Annotated in this window: 13 protein-coding genes; 8 read left to right on the top strand and 5 right to left on the bottom strand. The window is 71.0% G+C overall.

Going from position 1 to position 18,555, the window contains the following annotated elements; genetic code table 11:
* Positions 1 to 76: 76 nt before the first annotated feature.
* Positions 77 to 1,699, bottom strand: a complete 1,623-nt coding sequence (locus ACZ5DC_RS15075; RefSeq protein ID WP_468652776.1) for a hypothetical protein — start codon at positions 1,697 to 1,699, stop codon at positions 77 to 79.
* 80 nt (positions 1,700 to 1,779) lie between these two features.
* Between ACZ5DC_RS15075 and ACZ5DC_RS15080 the strand changes: the two genes are divergently transcribed.
* Entirely contained in the window at positions 1,780 to 3,033 is a 1,254-nt protein-coding gene (locus ACZ5DC_RS15080) for a glycoside hydrolase family 18 protein (RefSeq protein WP_468652778.1), read from the top strand.
* Here the strand turns inward: ACZ5DC_RS15080 and ACZ5DC_RS15085 are convergent.
* The 4 genes from ACZ5DC_RS15085 to ACZ5DC_RS15100 are packed head-to-tail and all read right to left on the bottom strand — an operon-like array spanning position 3,011 to position 6,873.
* Entirely contained in the window at positions 3,011 to 3,784 is a 774-nt protein-coding gene (locus tag ACZ5DC_RS15085; protein WP_468652780.1) for a succinate dehydrogenase/fumarate reductase iron-sulfur subunit, read from the bottom strand. The two genes, ACZ5DC_RS15080 and ACZ5DC_RS15085, sit on opposite strands and share 23 nt — an antisense overlap.
* Entirely contained in the window at positions 3,781 to 5,712 is a 1,932-nt protein-coding gene (locus ACZ5DC_RS15090) for a fumarate reductase/succinate dehydrogenase flavoprotein subunit (RefSeq protein WP_468652782.1), read from the bottom strand. The genes ACZ5DC_RS15085 and ACZ5DC_RS15090 overlap by 4 nt, the downstream gene beginning before the upstream one ends.
* Positions 5,713 to 5,735: 23 nt before the next feature.
* Positions 5,736 to 6,557, bottom strand: a complete 822-nt coding sequence (locus ACZ5DC_RS15095) for a hypothetical protein (protein ID WP_366754776.1) — start codon at positions 6,555 to 6,557, stop codon at positions 5,736 to 5,738.
* Positions 6,558 to 6,585: 28 nt separating this feature from the next.
* Positions 6,586 to 6,873: a hypothetical protein gene (locus ACZ5DC_RS15100; protein ID WP_366754775.1), complete on the bottom strand. Its 288-nt coding sequence runs from the start codon at positions 6,871 to 6,873 to the stop codon at positions 6,586 to 6,588.
* 313 nt (positions 6,874 to 7,186) lie between these two features.
* Here ACZ5DC_RS15100 and ACZ5DC_RS15105 point away from each other — a divergent pair, with 313 nt between their 5' ends.
* The 7 genes from ACZ5DC_RS15105 to ACZ5DC_RS15135 all read left to right on the top strand — a co-directional run bounded on the left by ACZ5DC_RS15105 (position 7,187) and on the right by ACZ5DC_RS15135 (position 18,287).
* Entirely contained in the window at positions 7,187 to 9,493 is a 2,307-nt protein-coding gene (locus ACZ5DC_RS15105; protein ID WP_468652784.1) for an ABC transporter family substrate-binding protein, read from the top strand.
* Positions 9,494 to 9,665: 172 nt separating this feature from the next.
* Complete coding sequence (gene typA, locus ACZ5DC_RS15110) at positions 9,666 to 11,573, top strand: translational GTPase TypA (protein WP_468652786.1); 1,908 nt, start codon at positions 9,666 to 9,668, stop codon at positions 11,571 to 11,573.
* A gap of 493 nt (positions 11,574 to 12,066) precedes the next feature.
* Positions 12,067 to 13,107: an ABC transporter permease gene (locus ACZ5DC_RS15115; protein WP_366754772.1), complete on the top strand. Its 1,041-nt coding sequence runs from the start codon at positions 12,067 to 12,069 to the stop codon at positions 13,105 to 13,107.
* Between the two features lie 104 nt (positions 13,108 to 13,211).
* Complete coding sequence (locus tag ACZ5DC_RS15120) at positions 13,212 to 15,005, top strand: ABC transporter substrate-binding protein (RefSeq protein ID WP_468652789.1); 1,794 nt, start codon at positions 13,212 to 13,214, stop codon at positions 15,003 to 15,005.
* 92 nt (positions 15,006 to 15,097) lie between these two features.
* Complete coding sequence (locus ACZ5DC_RS15125; RefSeq protein WP_468652791.1) at positions 15,098 to 16,075, top strand: ABC transporter permease; 978 nt, start codon at positions 15,098 to 15,100, stop codon at positions 16,073 to 16,075.
* A 15-nt stretch (positions 16,076 to 16,090) separates the two neighbouring features.
* Positions 16,091 to 17,152: an ABC transporter ATP-binding protein gene (locus ACZ5DC_RS15130; protein WP_468652793.1), complete on the top strand. Its 1,062-nt coding sequence runs from the start codon at positions 16,091 to 16,093 to the stop codon at positions 17,150 to 17,152.
* A 13-nt stretch (positions 17,153 to 17,165) separates the two neighbouring features.
* A complete protein-coding gene (locus ACZ5DC_RS15135) occupies positions 17,166 to 18,287 on the top strand; it encodes an ABC transporter ATP-binding protein (RefSeq protein ID WP_468652795.1) in 1,122 nt (373 codons plus the stop codon).
* Positions 18,288 to 18,555: the final 268 nt, after the last annotated feature.

Below are 18,555 nucleotides of genomic sequence, written 5' to 3' on the forward strand. Positions count from 1 at the left end.
CGGACCGCCCACGCGACCCGCCGGGCTCCAAGGTGCCCCCGGGCCGCCGCCGACGGTTCGGGGGGACCGGCCGGCCCTACCTGTGCAGCCGGGAGCGGGTGCGGGGGCCGCCGAACGCGGGCGGGGGACCGCCGTCCGGGTCCTCCGCGAGGAGGACCCCGCCCAGGACCGCACCGGCGAGACCGGCCGCGTCCCCCGCCGTTCCGTGGGCCCGGACGTCCCGGTCCGCCAGCCTCCGCGCCTCAGCGGCCACGACGTCGGCCCGTCCCGCGTCGCCCGCGCCCTGCTCGCGCACCGCCTCCGCCAGCCGCGCCCGGGCCTCCGTACCCACCGCCCCGCGGTGCACCCCGACGAACTCCTCCGCCCCGGCGACCGAACTTCGCGCCACGAGCAGCGCCGCCGTGTCCAGCACCCCCGACCGCCCCCCGGTCAGCCGCTCGACGGCCCGGGTGATCCGGCGCAGCGCGTCCAGCGGGTCGTACGGCCCACCGGTCAGCTCTTCGCGGACCGCCGCCAGCACCCCGTCGGCGTGCGCCGATCGGGCGGGCGGTTCGTCCGGGGGCGGCGAGGTCTTCCCGGTCTCCCCGCGGACCGCTGCCGGTGCCCCGTCGGCGGGTGCGGGCCGGGCGACGGGTCCGTCCGGCGCGGGCGACGTGCGTCGGACCGCCGCCACCTGCGCCTCCGCGCCGGTCAGCGCGGCCGGTACCAGCCCGGCCGCCTCCCGAACCTGGTCCGCGAGCCGCTCCACCCCGCCCACCAGCACCCCCGTCTGGGCCACCGCGCCCTCGGCCGCGCGCAACTGCCACGCGGCCCGCCGTGTCTCGCCCACGTCGGTGGCCTGCCGGGCCTCGTTCAGCCGTGCGCCGGCGTACACCAGCCGGTCCTTGGCCTGTTCGACGTACCCGGTGACGAACCCGGTGGCCGAGGGCGCGTACCGCTCCCGCAGCGCCGCCAGGGTCCGCTGCGCGGCCGTCGTCCGCGCCGCCAGTTCCCGGAACCGCTCCTCGGCCACCCCCAGCGCCGCGCGCATCGCCTCCTCGTCCGCCGTGAGACCGCGCAACCGGTCCAGCGCCTCCGCCTGCGCGTCCAGCCGCCGCCCTGCCTCCGCGCAGCGCCCGATCATCCCGGCCAGCGCCTGACGCCGGGCGCCCGCCTGTCCGGGGACACCCTCCTCGTACCGCCGCCAGAGCGCGAACGCCGCCGACAGCTCCGTCTCGGCGGCGCGCACCGCGTGCGTGAACGGCTCGGTCCGCTGCTCGCCGAAACGTTCCCGCACGAAGGACAGTTCCTCCCGGCTGGTCCGTACGCAGTCGTCGGCCAGCCGCAGTGCCGCCCGGGCCTGGCGCTCGGAGTCGGCAGGGGCCGCCACGGGCGGACGCTTCGGGACGATGCCCGGGGTCGTCCGGGTCCGCGCCCGGCGGGTGCGCCGCACCCAGCCGTATCCGGCCAGGGCCACGGCCGCGACCCCGGCGACGAGCGGGAGCACGAGATCGGCGGTCGACGCGCCGGCCGGCGGCGCGGCGGCGCTCGCCACCGCGCCGGCGGGAGTCACGGGAACCGGATCAGGGGCATCGGCCGTCATCACCGGCAACACCAGCCACCCCGCTCCCACCAGGGCGCCCAGCACGGCATGCGCCACCCGCACCCGTAGGTGCGCGGTGGCCCGCCGGGTCCGGCCCCGGAACTGGGAGGAGGTCACGTTTCGGAGCGTATGGGCAGCCAGACGGCTCCGCGAGCGGGATGGACACAGGTGGGGGAGCAGGCGGACAGGGGGACGCAATGGACGAGAACCGGACGCACGGCATCCCGGCGGACGGGCACCGGACCGACCGGTACCCCCCGGCGCCGGACCCCGTCCGGCAGGAGCAGTCCCGCCCGGACGCCCACGACGACCCGGACGGCCTCGACGACCCGGACGGCCTCGACGACCCGGACGGCCTCGACGACCCGGACGGCCTCGACGCCCCCGCCGCCCCCGGAAACCCGCCCCCGCCCCCCGACCTTCCCCGCTCCCGCACGCGCCGGCTCCTCCGGGTCGCCGCCGGGCTCCTCGCCCTCCTCCTGCTCCCTCTGCTCGCCGCCGAGACCGCCCTCCGGTTCGAGTACACCGGCGATCCGGCCCCCGGCACCCGCACCCGGCACCGGGACGCGCTCTGGCTCGGGCACGCCTGGGTGGACGGGCGGAAGACCGACCGGGACGTCGAGGCCCTCGCCCGCCGCCTGCGGGGCACCGGGATCAGCGATCTGTACGTCCACGCGGGGCCCCTCGAACACGACGGGACCCTCCCGGCTTCGGCGTACCCGGAGGCCCGCCGGCTGATCGCGGCCGTCCACCGGGAACTGCCCGGCGTCCGCGTCCAGGCCTGGCTCGGCGACAAGCTGGCCACGGAGAGCCCCGACGGCCTGCGCCTGGAGCGCGCCGCGACCCGGACGGCGGTCGTCGCCTCGGCCCGGCAGATCCTCGCCGCCGGCTTCCAGGGCACCCACCTCGACCTGGAGCCGCTCCACTCCGGCGACCGCGACTTCCTGTCCCTCCTGGACGACCTGCGCGGCCTCGCCCACGCCCGGGGCGCCGTCCTGTCCGTCGCCGCCCACCAGATCGACCCGCTGCCCGCCTTCCACTCCTTCTGGGGCACGGCCACCGGCCACCCCAAGTGGTGGTCGCAGGCGTACTTCGGGCAGGTGGCCCGCCGGGTGGACCAGATCGCCGTCATGTCGTACGACACCATGCAGCCGCTGCCGAGCCTGTACGGCGGCTATGTGGCCCAGCAGACCAGCCTGGCCCTGGAGGTCACCCCCGGGAGCACCGACCTGCTGATGGGCCTGCCCTTCTACCACGAGAACCGGTTCGGTCACCGGGCGCGCGCCGAGACCGTCCCGGCCGCCGTGCGCGGGGTCCGCCTCGGACTGAGCCGCACGGACTCCGGCCGCGCCCGCTTCGGTGTCGCCCTCTACGTGGACTTCGCGGCCACCGAGGCGGACTGGCGGGCGTACCGGGAGGACTGGGCGGCTACGCCCCCGACCGCCTCCTGATCTTCGACCCCAGCCAGACCAGCGGGTCGTACTTGCGGTCCACCGCGCGTTCCTTCAGCGGGATCAGGGCATTGTCGGTGATCTTGATGTCCTCGGGGCAGACCTCGGTGCAGCACTTGGTGATGTTGCAGTAGCCGAGGCCGTGGTCGTCCTGGGCGGTGCGGCTGCGGTCCAGGCCGGCCCCGGCGGCCGCGTCCAGCGGGTGCATGTCGAGTTCGGCGACGCGCATCAGGTAGCGCGGGCCGGCGAACGCCTCCTTGTTCTCCTCGTGGTCGCGCACCACGTGGCAGGTGTTCTGGCACAGGAAGCACTCGATGCACTTGCGGAACTCCTGCGCGCGGTCCACGTCCTCCTGGAACATGCGGTACTCGCCGGGGCCGAGACCGGGGGGCGGCACGAAGGCGGGGACCTCGCGCGCCTTGCGGTAGTTGAAGCCGACGTCGGTCACCAGGTCCCGGATCACCGGGAAGGCGCGCAGCGGGGTGATCGTGATCGTCTCCGCGCGGTCGAAGACCGACATGCGGGTCATGCACAGCAGCCGGGGGCGGCCGTTGACCTCCGCCGAGCACGAGCCGCACTTGCCGGCCTTGCAGTTCCAGCGCACGGCGAGGTCGGGTGCCTGGGTCGCCTGGAGGCGGTGGACGATGTCCAGGACGACCTCGCCGTCGTTCACCTCGACCGTGAAGTCCGCAAGGCCCCCGCCCCGTTCGTCGCCCCGCCACACCTGGAAGCGGGCTTCGTAGCTGCTCACTCGTACAGCTCCTCTTCGGCGAGGTACTTGACCAGCTCCTCCTTCTCGAAGAGGGCGAGCAGGTCCGGGCGGATGGGGTCGGTGGTCTCGCGGGTCAGGCGGATCTGGCCGCGGGCCGGGTCGGTCGCCGCGAGGCCGCCGGCGGGGTCGGCGAGGGCGCACAGCAGGTTCACGTTGCGCCAGGCCCGGTCCATCCGGGGGTGGTCCTCACGGGTGTGCCCGCCGCGCGACTCGGTGCGCTCCAGCGCGGCCCGCGCCACGCACTCGCTGACCAGCAGCATGTTCCTGAGGTCCAGGGCGAGGTGCCAGCCGGGGTTGAACTGGCGGTGGCCCTCGACGCCGGCCCGCCGGGCCCGGGTCCGCAGCTCGGCCAGCCTGTGCAGGGCCTGCTCCATCTCGCCCTCGCGGCGGATGATGCCGACCAGGTCGTTCATCGTCTGCTGGAGTTCCTGGTGCAGGGTGTACGGGTTCTCCGGCGGGCCCGCCTCGCCCTCCGCCCCGGCGGAGAACGGCCGCAGCGCCTCCGCCGACGCCGTGCCGACCTGGGCGTCGTCCACGGGCGGGCGCCGGTCCGCCAGCGCCCGCGCGTACTCGGCCGCGTGCCAGCCGGCCCGGCGCCCGAACACCAGCAGGTCGGAGAGGGAGTTGCCGCCGAGCCGGTTGGAGCCGTGCATGCCGCCGGCCACCTCGCCGGCCGCGTACAGTCCGGGCACCCCGCGCGCCGCCGCCGTGTCGGAGTCGACCGCGACGCCGCCCATCACGTAGTGGCAGGTCGGCCCGACCTCCATCGCCTCAGCGGTGATGTCGACGTCCGCCAGTTCCTTGAACTGGTGGTACATGGACGGCAGCCGGCGCCGGATCACCTCGGCGGGCATCCGGGTCGACACGTCCAGGAAGACCCCGCCGTGCGGGGAGCCCCGGCCCGCCTTCACCTCGGCGTTGATCGCGCGGGCCACCTCGTCGCGGGGGAGGAGTTCGGGCGGCCGGCGGTTGTCTTCCGGGTCCTCGTACCACCGGTCGGCCTCCTCCTCCGACTCGGCGTACTTCTCCTTGAAGACGTCCGGGACGTAGTCGAACATGAACCGCTTGCCCTCGGAGTTCCGCAGCACCCCGCCGTCCCCGCGCACCGACTCGGTGACGAGGATGCCCTTCACCGACGGCGGCCAGACCATGCCCGTCGGATGGAACTGCACGAACTCCATGTTCAGCAGCGGGGCGCCGGCCAGCAGCGCCAGCGCGTGCCCGTCGCCCGTGTACTCCCACGAGTTGGACGTGACCTTGAAGGACTTGCCGATGCCGCCGGTCGCGAGGACCACGGCCGGCGCCTGGAGGACGAAGAAGCGCCCCGTCTCACGGTCGTAGGCGAACACGCCCGAGACGCGGTCGCCGTCCTTGAGGATCCTCGTGACCGTGCACTCCTGGAAGACCTTCAGCCGGGACTCGTAGTCCCCGGTCCGGCGGAAGTCCTCCTGCTGGAGCGCGACGGTCTTCTGCTGGAGCGTGCGGATCAGCTCCAGGCCCGTACGGTCGCCCACGTGGGCCAGGCGCGGGTACTCGTGCCCGCCGAAGTTCCGCTGCGAGATGCGGCCGTCCTTCGTGCGGTCGAACAGCGCGCCCCAGGTCTCCAGCTCCCAGACCCGGTCCGGCGCCTCCTGCGCGTGCAGTTCGGCCATCCGCCACTGGTTCAGGAACTTGCCGCCGCGCATGGTGTCGCGGAAGTGGACCTGCCAGGAGTCGTGCTCGTTGGCGTTGGCCATCGCCGCCGCGATGCCGCCCTCGGCCATCACGGTGTGCGCCTTGCCGAACAGCGACTTGCAGATCACGGCCGTGCGGGCGCCCCGCTCGCGCGCCTCGACGGCCGCGCGCAGGCCCGCGCCCCCGGCGCCGATCACGACGACGTCCCACTCCTGCCGGTCGACCACGGACATCGGTTCAGTCCCTCACTGGATCTCTAGAAGAAGCGTGGATCGTCGAAAGCCCCGGACGCGACCAGGTAGACGTAGAAGTCGGCGAGCGCCACGCTCAGCAGCGAGGCCCAGGCCAGCTGCATGTGGCGGGCGTTGAGCCGGCCGACGAACCGCCAGGCGCGGTAGCGCACGGGGTGCCGGGAGAAGTGCTTGAGCTTGCCGCCGACGATGTGCCGGCAGGAGTGGCACGAGAGGGTGTACGCCCAGATCAGCGCGATGTTGGCGAGGAAGACCAGGGTGCCGAGGCCCATGTGCCCCCACCGGTAGTGCTGGTCCCGGAAGGACAGCGCGGTGTCGTACGTCAGCACGCCGGCCACCAGCAGGGCGGCGTAGAAGAAGTAGCGGTGGACGTTCTGCAGGACCAGCGGGAAGCGGGTCTCGCCGGTGTACGTCCGGTGCGGCTCGGCCACCGCGCAGGCGGGCGGGGACGCCCAGAAGGCGCGGTAGTACGCCTTGCGGTAGTAGTAGCAGGTCAGCCGGAAGCCGAGCGGGAAGATCAGGATGATGACGGCGGGGGAGATGCCCCACCAGCTCCCGAAGAGGTGGGCGTTCGGCCCGGCGCGCATGGTCCGGCAGTTCTCCGCCAGGCACGGCGAGTAGAACGGCGAGACGTACGGGGCCGCGTAGTAGTGGGCGTTCGCGAAGGCCCGCCACGTCGAGTACACGACGAAGGCCAGCAGGCCGGCCGCGGTGGCGGCGGGCGCCAGCCACCAGCGGTCGGTCCGCAGGTGCGGGGCGGCGATCGCGGCGCGCGTACGGGTGCGTACGCCGCCGCCGTTCTGCTGGGGTTCCGTACCAGTGGCCAAGGGGGACTCCGGTCGGTTCGGGGGAGTGTCAGGGGGCGCGGCGGTCGCGGGCGCCCAGGCCCTCGTCGTCCGAGTCCGTCCACAGGCTGATGTCGTAGGGCGCGTCGGAGATGGTGACGAGGTCGGGCCGGCGTGGCGTGGCCGGGGCCGCGGCGGCCTCCCGCAGCAGTGCCACGCTCTCGCGCAGGTGGTCGGCGTCCAGGCGGACGCGGCGTATCTCCAGAGCGCCGCCGAGCTGGTTCTCCAGGCGGCTCACCGACCGGTTGAGGTCGTCGAGACAGCGCTGGACGGCGTTGATGTCGTCGTGCACGGACATGACTTGCCCTCGCTTCCGCGGGTCCGGCGGTCATGGGCGGCAACGTTCATGCGCCTTGGAGTCTTGCGCCTCCCGACCGCCGGTGTGAAGGGATGTGCAGCGATTGGCCGGGGCGTACGGACGCACCGCCCGGTGTGTTGCGCCGCACGGGTGGGCTTACGGGCCGTCGCCGTCGTGTCGCCCACCGTGTCCGGATCCTTTCCTCTTCAGTGGCCGCATAGATCTGATCAGCTCCATATACCGCCAAACGTGATCAGCTCCATATACCGACAAATGTGAGCATAAGGCCCGTGGCTTCCTGGAGGTAGCAGAGATGTCCTACGACGGCGTTGGACAGCGCCCCGAAGCGGCGCGAGGCTCCATCGACGGGCGGCTCTGCCGCGGGGCGCGACCGGCCACGACGCCCCCGCGCACGGCCGGCGGCCGGTCCCGGCACGTGCGGCGCGCCCTGGCCTTCCTCGGAGCGGGCGCCCTCGCCGTCCCGCTGCTCGCCGGCTGCGGCGAGGACGACGAGGCCGGCACCCCCCTCGCACCGCAGGACATCGCTCTGGTCGCCCGCGACAAGGTCGCCGACGGCGGCACCCTGAAGTGGGCCGTGGACGCCGTACCGGAGACCCTGAACACCTTCCAGGCCGACGCCGACGCCGGCACCAGCCGGGTCGCCCAGGCCGTGCTGCCGTCCATGTTCCGGCTGGACGCCGCCGGGCAGCCGGTGGCCAACCCGGCCTACCTGGAGTCGGCCGAGGTCATCGAGACCGAACCGCGCCAGGTCGTGCTGTACAAGCTGAACCAGCAGGCCGTGTGGAGCGACGGCCGGGAGATCGGCGCCGCCGACTTCGTCGCCCAGTGGCGTGCCCTGTCCGGCAGGAACAGCGCCTTCTGGACCGCCCGCAACGCCGGCTACGACCGCATCGCCACGATCGAGCGCGGCGCCAGCGACCTCCAGGTCCGGGTCACCTTCTCCCGCCCCTACGCCGACTGGAAGTCGCTGTTCTCCCCGCTGTACCCGAAGGACGTCATGGGCACCCCGGACGCCTTCAACGACGGCGCCCGGCGCAAGCTGAAGGTCACCGCCGGGCCGTTCAAGGTCGCGAAGGTCGACACCGCCAAGAAGGACGTGGTCCTCACCCGCAATGCGCGCTGGTGGGGCAAGCCCGCCAAGCTCAACGAGATCGTGCTGCACGCCGTGACGCGCGACAAGCGGGCCGCCGCCCTCGCCGACGGCAGCGCGGACCTCGCCGAGGTGGACTCCGCCGACGCCCAGCGCATCGGCCTCGCCCACCGCGAGAAGGGCACCGGCACCCCGCTCCAGGGCGCCGGGGGCAGGACCTCGGCGAAGAAGCTGCGCGACTGGGCGCTCGCGCACGGCTTCGACTCCGACCAGGTGCACGCCGGCAAGGAGAAGCTGCGCAAGGCCGTCACCCGGTACCTGGAGCAGCAGCAGGCGCTGCGGGACGTCGAGGTCCGCAAGTCCCTGGAGCCCGCCTACACCCAGCTCGCCCTCAACGGCTCCACCGGCCCCCTCGCCGACGAACGGGTCCGCCGGGCCGTCGCCCGCGCCCTGGACCGCGGGGAGCTGGCCCGGCTGGTGCTCACCCCGCTGGGGCTGCCCGCCGTACCGGTCGGCAGCCACCTCGCCCTGTCCGGGCAGGCCGCCTACGCCGACGGCAGCGGCGCGATCGGCGGCCAGGACGCCAAGGAGGCGCAGGCGCTGCTCGCCGACGCCGGCTGGGTGCGCGGCGGCCCGCTCAAGGAGCCGAAGAAGCCCGAGAAGGCCGCGGGCCCCCAGCGTCCCACCGAGGACGTGTCGAACGGCGGCAAGGACGGCGAGTACATCGTCGGGGAGGACGACGACGAGAAGGGCCGCGACGACGGGCCCGGCGGCGGGAGCCACGGCGGCGCGGACGGCGACGGCAAGAACGAGCGCCGGGAGTCCGCCGGCGACCCGCGCGAGCACCCCGACCAGCGCTTCGCGGGGGAGGGCAAGCACGGCGGCGCGCCCGGCGCGTACGCCCCGAAGGGCACGGCGGCCCCGGCCGCCGCGCCCGCCGGACCGCTCGCCAAGGACGGCAAGCCGCTCGCGCTGCGCTTCGTCCTGCCCTCCGGGGCCGGCTCGCAGACGCTGAACTCGGTCGGCGAGCGGATCTCCGCGATGCTGGAGCAGGTCGGCATCCGCACGACGATCACCAAGGTCTCGGACGAGAGCTACTTCAAGGACCACATCGCCGCCGGCGACTACGACCTCGCCCTGTACTCCTGGCCGTCCTCCGCGTTCCCGGCGACGGACGCCCGGCCCATCTACGCCAAGCCGGTCGCGGCGGCGGACGGCTCGGTGAACGTGGAGCAGAACTACACCCGGGTCGGCACGGACCAGGTCGACCAGCTCTTCGACCAGGCCGTGACCACGCTGGACGAGGACGAGGCGCGCTCCCTGATCCGCAAGGCCGACGCCCGCATCTGGGCCGCCGCCGGCTCGATCCCGCTCTACCAGCGGCCCCAGCTGGTGGGCGTCCGCAAGAACGTGGTCAACGCGGGGGCCTTCGGCTTCGCGACGCCGGTCTACGAGGACATGGGCTTTTTGAAGAAGGGCGCGAAGGTCTCGCCGAGCCCGGCCAATTAGCCGGCGCCGGGTGCGCCGGAGGCGGCCTGAGCTGCACCGACGTATCCCGGCGAGCCCTGGCGGCGGCGGCCACGTACCATGGGGTGAGGCCGTGGCGTGTCCAGCCCGGCAGGCCCGCGCGGCACGGACGTACGCGCAGGGCAGTCCGCACACTCCGGGAGTACGCCACAATATGGCCACGCGCCACGACATCCGCAACGTCGCCATCGTCGCCCACGTCGACCACGGCAAGACCACCATCGTCGACGGCATGCTGAAGCAGGCCGGTGCCTTCGCCGCCCACCAGCTCGAGCAGGTCGACGACCGGGTCATGGACTCGAACGACCTGGAGCGTGAGAAGGGCATCACGATCCTCGCCAAGAACACGGCGGTGAAGTACCACCCCAAGGACGGCGGGGAGCCCATCACCATCAACATCATCGACACCCCCGGCCACGCCGACTTCGGCGGCGAGGTCGAGCGGGGTCTGTCGATGGTCGACGGTGTCGTGCTGCTGGTGGACGCCTCCGAGGGCCCGCTGCCGCAGACCCGCTTCGTGCTGCGCAAGGCGCTCCAGGCCCGGCTCCCCGTCATCCTGTGCATCAACAAGACGGACCGCCCCGACGCCCGCATCGACGAGGTCGTCAACGAGACCTACGACCTCTTCCTCGACCTGGACGCGGACGAGGAGCAGATCGAGTTCCCGATCGTCTACGCCTGCGGCCGTGACGGCATCGCCTCGCTGACCAAGCCGGACAACGGCACGGTCCCGGCCGACAGCGACAGCCTGGAGCCGTTCTTCTCCACCATCCTGGAGCACATCCCGGCCCCGACCTACGACGAGGACGCCCCGCTCCAGGCGCACGTCACCAACCTGGACGCCGACAACTTCCTCGGCCGTATCGCGCTGCTCCGCGTCGAGCAGGGCGAACTGCGCAAGGGCCAGACGGTCGCCTGGATCAAGCGGGACGGCTCCGTCAGCAACGTCCGCATCTCCGAGCTGATGATGACGGAGGCGCTCACCCGCAAGCCGGCCGAGAAGGCGGGCCCGGGTGACATCTGCGCGGTCGCCGGCATCCCGGACATCATGATCGGCGAGACGCTGGCCGACACCGAGAACCCGGTCGCGCTGCCGCTGATCACGGTGGACGAGCCGGCGATCTCCATGGTGATCGGTACGAACACCTCGCCGCTGGTCGGCCGGGGCGGCACCGGCAAGGGCGCGGACGCCAAGGCGGCCGTGAAGGACCGCAAGGTCACCGCCCGCCAGGTCAAGGACCGCCTGGACCGCGAGCTGATCGGCAACGTCTCGCTGCGCGTGCTGGAGACCGAGCGGCCGGACGCCTGGGAGGTGCAGGGCCGCGGCGAGCTGGCGCTGGCCATCCTGGTCGAGACCATGCGCCGGGAGGGCTACGAGCTGACCGTCGGCAAGCCCCGGGTGGTCACCAAGGACGTCGAGGGCAAGGTCTACGAGCCGGTCGAGCGCATGACGATCGACGTGCCCGAGGAGCACATGGGCGCGGTCACGCAGCTCATGGGCGTCCGCAAGGGCCGCATGGACAACATGTCCAACCACGGCTCCGGCTGGGTCCGCATGGAGTTCGTCGTGCCGTCCCGCGGCCTGATCGGTTTCCGTACCGAGTTCTTGACCCAGACCCGCGGCACGGGCATCGCCCACTCCATCCACGAGGGCCACGAGCCCTGGTTCGGTCCGCTGCAGACCCGCAACAACGGCTCCCTGGTCGCCGACCGCTCCGGTGCCGTCACCGCGTTCGCGATGACGAACCTCCAAGAGCGCGGCGTGCTCTTCGTGGAGCCGGGCACCGAGGTGTACGAGGGCATGATCGTCGGCGAGAACTCGCGCGCCGACGACATGGACGTCAACATCACCAAGGAGAAGAAGCTCACCAACATGCGGTCGTCGACGGCCGATGTGACCGAGTCGATCGTGCCGCCGCGCAAGCTGTCGCTGGAGCAGTCGCTGGAGTTCTGCCGTGACGACGAGTGCGTCGAGGTGACCCCGGAGGCCGTTCGCATCCGCAAGGTCGTCCTCGACCAGAGGGAGCGGGCGCGCGCCGCGAGCCGCGCCAAGCACAGCTGATTCCCGGCCACCTACCCGGCCGTCCGAGCCCGGGTTCCCCCATCGTGGGGGAACCCGGGCTTTTTGCAACCGGTTTTCGGGTGGCCCATGTCCGACATGCGGAGATCGCTGCCCGATAGCCATGTAACAAGTCCGTTTCGCGCCTTCTTCTGACGAACAGTTTGTCCAGATTTTGGAAGGTGTAGGCGTGAGCTGTGACTGAATTGAGATCTACGGGCAGTGGTCGGTGGTCTACCCATTGGCAGATAGTTAGCCGCGTAGCGCTCGGGTCAATGGGTCTCGCGCTGTGGGGACAGCGCCGACTCACGAGCACCACTGGGTTTCTGACTCTCCGTCAGGGGTGTCGGAGGGAAGACGGAAACCCTTGCCGGTTGGTGAACACGTGAAGTCATGAGGAGGGAACCCCGGTAACTACGCGCGTCCGCCTGCGGTCACGCGCGTTCTCGGAGTACGCGGACACCTCTCACGCTCATACCTGTGAAACGGACGAACCGTGACAAGTCCTATCGATATAGAGGGCGGCGGGGCTTCGATCGTCGTCGACGGCGCACCAGGGCCGGAGACGAAGAGCGAACCCGTGCAGCTCGCGGGCCGGTCCCCCGGCCAGCTGATGTGGCTGCGCTTCAAGCGCGACCGCACGGGCGTCATCTGCGCCGTGGTGGTGATCGGCTACTTCGTCGTCGCCCTGCTCGCACCGCTGCTGGCGAAGCTGCCGGGCACTGATCCGTACACCCTGTACGGACAGGACCCCACCTACGCCGACAAGCCCGTCCTCGACGAATTCGGGCTTCCGCTGGGGTACTTGGGGGGCGTCTCCGGCGACCACTGGTTCGGCGTCGAACCGCAGTACGGCCGCGACCTCTACGCCATGCTGCTGTACGGCATGCGCACCTCGCTGTACATGGCGCTGGGCATCACCGTCCTCATCATGGTCACCGGCATCCTGATCGGCCTGATCGGCGGCTACTTCGGCGGCCGCACGGACTACTGGATCGGCCGGGGCACCGACTTCTTCCTCTCCTTCCCGCAACAGCTGTTCTTCATCGCCTTCATGCCCGTCGTCACGTCGTTCTTCGTGAATCCCCGCGAGGAGACGCCGACCTACTTCCGCGCCCTTGCCATGCTGATCGTGCTGTGGCTGCTGGGCTGGATGGGCATGGCCCGACTGGTCCGGTCGACCGTGCTGTCCCTGCGCGAACGGGAGTTCGTGGAGGCGGCCAAGGTGTCGGGCGCCTCGCCGTGGCGGATCGTGCGCAAGGAGATCCTGCCCAACGTCGTCACCCCGATCCTGGTGCAGTTCACGTACCAACTGCCCAGCACCATCCTCAGCATCGCCTTCCTGTCCTTCGCGGGCGTCGGGTTCGTCGAGCCGACGCCCGACTGGGGGCGCCTCTTCGCCGCCGGCGCCCGGTACGCCGAGCAGGACCCGGCGTTCATGTTCTTCCCCGGGGTGGCGCTGGTGATCTTCGTCCTGTGCTTCAACCTCCTCGGGGACTCCGTACGGGACGCGTTCGACCCCAAGTCCGGGCGGTAGGTCGTCCGTTGGGTGGGGGGTGGCTGCCGCCCCCGCCGGCCCGCACCCGGCCGGCGCCCGGCAGATCTCACGGATAACAACCGACAGGTAGGTGGATTCGCCACATGATGTCTCATCGCGCCCGCGGAGCGCGTGCCGTAGTGATCGCCATCGCGGCCGGCTCCCTGGCTCTCACGGGCTGCTCCAAGAACGAGGGCGGCAAATCCGGCAGGGACTCCAAGAAGGACCAGAAGGAAGCGGCGGTCCAGTCCAAGGCGGTCACCTACGTCGACGCCGCGGGCTCGACCGGACCCGCGAAGGACGTGCCCGGCGCCAAACCCGGCGGCACGATCACGGTGTACCAGGAGGCGGGCCTGTCCCACCTGGACCCCGCCCAGATCTACGTCTCCGACGCCGGCCAGGTCGCCAACCTGCTCTTCCGCCGCCTGACCCAGTTCCAGGAGGACGACAAGGGCAACGTGTCCGTCGTCGGTGACCTCGCCACCGACTCCGGCAAGTCCTCCGACGGCGGCAAGACCTGGACCTTCACGCTGAAGGACGGCATCAAGGACGAGAACGGCAACCCGATCACGTCGGCCGACGTCCGGCACACCGTCGAGCGCCAGTACGCGAAGTTCATCTTCGACGGCCCGACCTACCTCCAGACCTGGCTGAGCGGCGCGGACTACCGCAAGGCCCTGCCCGGCGGCGGCTTCGACGGCAAGCACCTGCCTGCCTCGGTGCTCGACACGCCGGACGACAAGACGGTGGTCTTCCACTTCGACCAGTCGCGCCCGGACCTGCCGCAGACGCTCGCCATGACCGGCTACGCCGTCGTCCCGGCGAAGGGCGACACCAAGGAGGGCTACGAGAAGAAGCCGGTCTCCACCGGCCCGTACAAGATCGCCGAGAACAAGCCCGGCAAGACCCTGAAGATGGTCAGGAACACCAACTGGGACCCGAAGACCGACTCCGTGCGCCACCAGTACGTGGACGGCTTCACCATCCAGTTCGGCGTCACCGAGTCCACCCAGACCAAGCGTCTGATCGCGGACAAGGGCGAGAACAGGAACGCCATCCAGCTCACCAACGGCGTCGAGGCCACGCAGATCCAGGACGTCATCAACAACCCGGAGGCCAGCAAGCGCACGGTCAAGGGGTACCAGCCCTACGTGATGACGCTGACCTTCAACCTCGACCGGGTCAAGGACAAGAAGGTCCGCGAGGCCATCACCTACGCGGTCAACTCCAAGTCCCTCATCGCCGGAGAGGGCGGCGCCTACGGCGGTGACGTCGCGCCGAACTACTTCGCGCCGACGCTGCCCGGCTACGAGGCGAGCTACGACCCCTACGGCCGTCTGAAGACCCCGCAGGGCAACATCGCCAAGGCCAAGGAGATCCTCAACGGCGTCCCGGCCGGCGAGAAGAAGATCGTGTTCGCCTACCCCAACAGCGAGGCCGGCCAGAAGCGCAAGGTCGCCATCGAGGACGCCCTGACCAAGGTCGGGATCGACGTCGTCGCCAAGGAGGTCGACTCGGCGAGCTACTACGAGCAGATCGGCAAGCTCGACAACCCGTACGACGCCTACATCACCGGCTGGGGCCAGGACTGGCCGTCCCCGGGCACCGTCGTCACCCCGATCTACGACGGCACGCAGGTCTTCGACGGCTCCGCGAACTACTCGCACGTCAAGGACCCGAAGGTCGACGCCCTCATCAAGAAGGCGGTGACGCAGAACCCGACCGACGCCGCCAAGACCTGGAAGGAAGCGCACCACTACCTGCTGGAGAACGTCATCCCGGCGGCCCCGCTGTGGTACACGAAGCAGTTCCAGATCTCCGGCTCCAACGTGGGCGGCGCCCGCTACGGCTCGGTGTCCAGCCTCATCGACATCACCCGGCTGTACCTGAAGTCGTGACCCGCGGCTGACCCGGGGGGCGCGCTCGGCAGCGAGCGCGCCCCCTGTCCGAGGGCCCCCTACCCACCGTCTCCGCAGAGAGCCAGCCCGCCATGCTTCAGTTCATCATCCGGCGCACGGTCGGCGCCTTCGTCACGCTCTTCCTCATCGGGGCGGCGACGTTCTTCCTCTTCGTGGCCGCACCCTCCGACTACGCCTCCCTGGCCTGCGGCAAGGACTGTTCGCCCCAGCGGCTGGCGGACATCCGGGAGGCCCTCGGGCTCAACCTGCCCCTGGCCCAGCAGTTCTGGGACTTCATGTCCGGCATCGTGACGGGCCGCGACTTCCCGACCGGGCACTGCTCGGCCCCCTGCCTGGGCGTGTCGTTCTACTCGGGGGACATGGTCTGGAGCACCATCATGGACCGGTTCCCGCTGACCCTCACCCTGACCGCCGGCGGCGCGGTCGTCTTCCTCGTCATCGGCATCGGCGCGGGCATGATCGCCGCCTACCGGCGCGGGACCCTGGTCGACAAGGTCGCCACCGGCGCGTCCATGGTGCTCAGCTCGTTCCAGATCTACTTCCTCGGGCCGATCGTGCTGACGGTCCTCGTCTACAGCACCGGCTGGATGGAGGACCCCAGGTACGTGCCCCTCACCCAGGACCCGGTCGGCTGGTTCGTCGGGATGTCGATCCCGGTCTGCGTGATGGCCACGATCTTCACCGCGCAGTACACCCGTATGGCGCGCTCCTCGATGATCGAACAGCTCGCCGAGGACCATGTGCGCACCGCCCGGGCCAAGGGCATGTCACGCAAGTACGTCTTCCTGCGCTACGCCTGGCGCGGCTCGCTCATCCCGATCGTCACCGTGCTCGGCATCGACGTCAGCTCCATGCTGGGCGGCGCCGTCGTCACCGAACTGACCTTCTCCCTCCAGGGGATCGGCCGGCTCGCCGTGGACGGCGCGGTCAACAAGGACCTGCCGCTGACGATGGGGGTCATGCTGTTCGGCGCCTTCTTCATCCTGGTCATCAACATCCTGACCGACATCACCTACGCGTGGATCGACCCCCGCATCCGGCTCTCCTAGGAAGAACCAGCCATCGTGACCACAGTGACCAAGGCCGAGGGGGCGCCGGCCCCGGCCGGGCCGGACGGATTCCTCTCGGTACGCGATCTCCAGGTGACGTTCTCCACCGAGGACGGCCCGGTCAAGGCCGTCGACGGCCTCTCCTTCGACCTGCACCGGGGCAGGACCCTCGGCATCGTGGGCGAGTCGGGCTCGGGCAAGTCGGTCACCAACCTGACGGTCCTCGGGCTGCACGACCCGATGCACACGACGATCGACGGGGAGATCCTCCTCGAAGGCAAGGAACTGATCACCGCCACCGAGAAGGAGATGGAGAAGCTCCGCGGCAACCGGATGGCGATGATCTTCCAGGACCCGCTCACCGCGCTGTCGCCCTTCTACACCATCGGCCGGCAGATCGCCGAGCCGTACATGAAGCACACGGGCGCCTCCAAGCGGGCCGCCTGGGAGCGGGCCGTGGAGATGCTCGCCAAGGTCGGCATCCCCAACCCCAAGGAGCGCGCGCGGGACTACCCGCACCAGTTCTCCGGCGGCATGCGCCAGCGCGCGATGATCGCCATGGCGCTGGTCTGCGACCCGGACCTGCTGATCGCCGACGAGCCGACCACGGCGCTGGACGTCACCGTGCAGGCCCAGATCCTGGACCTGCTCAAGGACCTCCAGCGGGAGTTCGGCACGGCGATCGTCTTCATCACCCACGACCTCGGGGTCATCGCCGACACGGCCGACGACATCATGGTCATGTACGCCGGGCGCGCGGTGGAGCGCGGCACCGTCGACGAGGTGCTCAGCGCGCCGCTGCACCCGTACACCTGGGGTCTGCTGAACTCCATGCCCCGGCTGGACTCCGACCTCGGCACCCCGCTCTCGCCGATCCCCGGCACCCCGCCGAGCCTGCTCAACCCGCCGACCGGCTGCCGCTTCCACCCCCGGTGCGCCTTCCGGGACCGGGTCGAGGGTGACCGGTGTGTCACCGAGCGCCCGCTGCTGGGACCGGACCGTTCCTCGGCGTGCCATCTGAGCGCGGAGCGGAAACGCACCATCTTCAACGAAGAGATCAGGCCCCGTCTGGGCTAGGAGGACAACCGTCATGACAGAGGACCTGGTCCTTCCCACCCCCCGCGAGGCCGGTGACGGCACGGCGTCGCAGCCGCTGCTGAAGGTCTCCGGGCTGGTCAAGCACTTCCCCGTCAAGGGCGGCTTCCCGATCCGGCGGACGGTCGGCGCGGTGCAGGCCGTCGACGGCCTGGACTTCCAGGTCGGCGAGGGCGAGAGCTTCGGCCTGGTCGGCGAGTCGGGCTGCGGCAAGTCGACCACCGGCCGGCTCATCACGCGCCTGCTGGAGCCGACCCGCGGCACGATCACCTACCGCGGCCGGGACATCAGCCACGCCAACCGCAAGCAGCTGGCGCCGATCCGGTCCGAGATCCAGATGATCTTCCAGGACCCGTACTCGTCGCTGAACCCGCGGCAGACGGTCGGCAAGATCATCTCGGGGCCGATGGAGATCAACGGCATCCATCCTGAGGGCGGCCGGGAGAGGCGGGTCCGTGAGCTCCTGGAGATCGTCGGCCTGAACCCCGAGCACTACAACCGCTTCCCGCACGAGTTCTCCGGCGGCCAGCGCCAGCGCATCGGCGTCGCCCGCGCGCTCGCCCTGGAGCCCAAGCTGATCGTCGCGGACGAACCGGTCTCCGCGCTCGACGTCTCCATCCAGGCCCAGGTCGTCAACCTGCTCCAGAAGGTGCAGCGCGAACTCGGCATCGCGTTCGTCTTCATCGCCCACGACCTCGCGATCGTGCGGCACTTCTCCCAGCGCGTGGCGGTCATGTACCTCGGCAAGATCATCGAGGTGGGCGACCGGGACTCCATCTACACCCGGCCGCGGCACCCCTACACCCACGCCCTGCTGTCCGCCGTCCCCGAGGTGACCCTGACGGAGGGGGAGGGGCAGCACCGCGAGCGCATCCGCCTCGCCGGTGACGTGCCGTCCCCCATCTCCCCGCCGTCGGGCTGCCGCTTCCGCACCCGCTGCTGGAAGGCACAGGACAAGTGCGCGGCCGAGGAGCCCCCGCTGCTCCAGCTCTCCGGCAACCGCGACGGCCACCTGACGGCCTGCCACTTCCCGGAGGAGCCGACCATCGGGGCCCGTGAGCAGGACATCGTCCTGGACCCGGCACTCGCGGCACTGGAGGAGGACCAGACGGGCTGAGGGCCCTTCCCCTAGGGCCTCTCGTTTGGATCATGCCGGGCTCGCGGGCCCTGGCACCGCGCCTCGCCGCGTTGTCGTCGGTTGCCATGGCTCCGCCATGGCGCCCTCCTCCGCCTTGCGATGCACGGCACCAGACCCCGCTCCCTGATCCGGCATGATCCAAACGAAAGACCCTAGTAGTGCTTCGTTACGTCGTGTGATCTTTCCTGGTGGTGGGCATCTTCTCCGATATGAGGCTGGGGGAGGTGGAACGGCTCCGGGGTGAGTT

This window comes from Streptomyces sp. NPDC031445 (assembly GCF_055581365.1).

Excerpts from the sequence above, each read along its gene's own strand:
- ACZ5DC_RS15080 (WP_468652778.1), top strand. The coding sequence starts at position 1,780 with ATGGACGAGAACCGGACGCACGGCATCCCGGCGGACGGGCACCGGACC.
- ACZ5DC_RS15090 (WP_468652782.1), bottom strand. The coding sequence starts at position 5,712 with ATGTCCGTGGTCGACCGGCAGGAGTGGGACGTCGTCGTGATCGGCGCC.
- ACZ5DC_RS15100 (WP_366754775.1), bottom strand. The coding sequence starts at position 6,873 with ATGTCCGTGCACGACGACATCAACGCCGTCCAGCGCTGTCTCGACGAC.
- ACZ5DC_RS15105 (WP_468652784.1), top strand. The coding sequence starts at position 7,187 with ATGTCCTACGACGGCGTTGGACAGCGCCCCGAAGCGGCGCGAGGCTCC.
- typA (WP_468652786.1), top strand. The coding sequence starts at position 9,666 with ATGGCCACGCGCCACGACATCCGCAACGTCGCCATCGTCGCCCACGTC.
- ACZ5DC_RS15120 (WP_468652789.1), top strand. The coding sequence starts at position 13,212 with ATGATGTCTCATCGCGCCCGCGGAGCGCGTGCCGTAGTGATCGCCATC.
- ACZ5DC_RS15125 (WP_468652791.1), top strand. The coding sequence starts at position 15,098 with ATGCTTCAGTTCATCATCCGGCGCACGGTCGGCGCCTTCGTCACGCTC.
- ACZ5DC_RS15135 (WP_468652795.1), top strand. The coding sequence starts at position 17,166 with ATGACAGAGGACCTGGTCCTTCCCACCCCCCGCGAGGCCGGTGACGGC.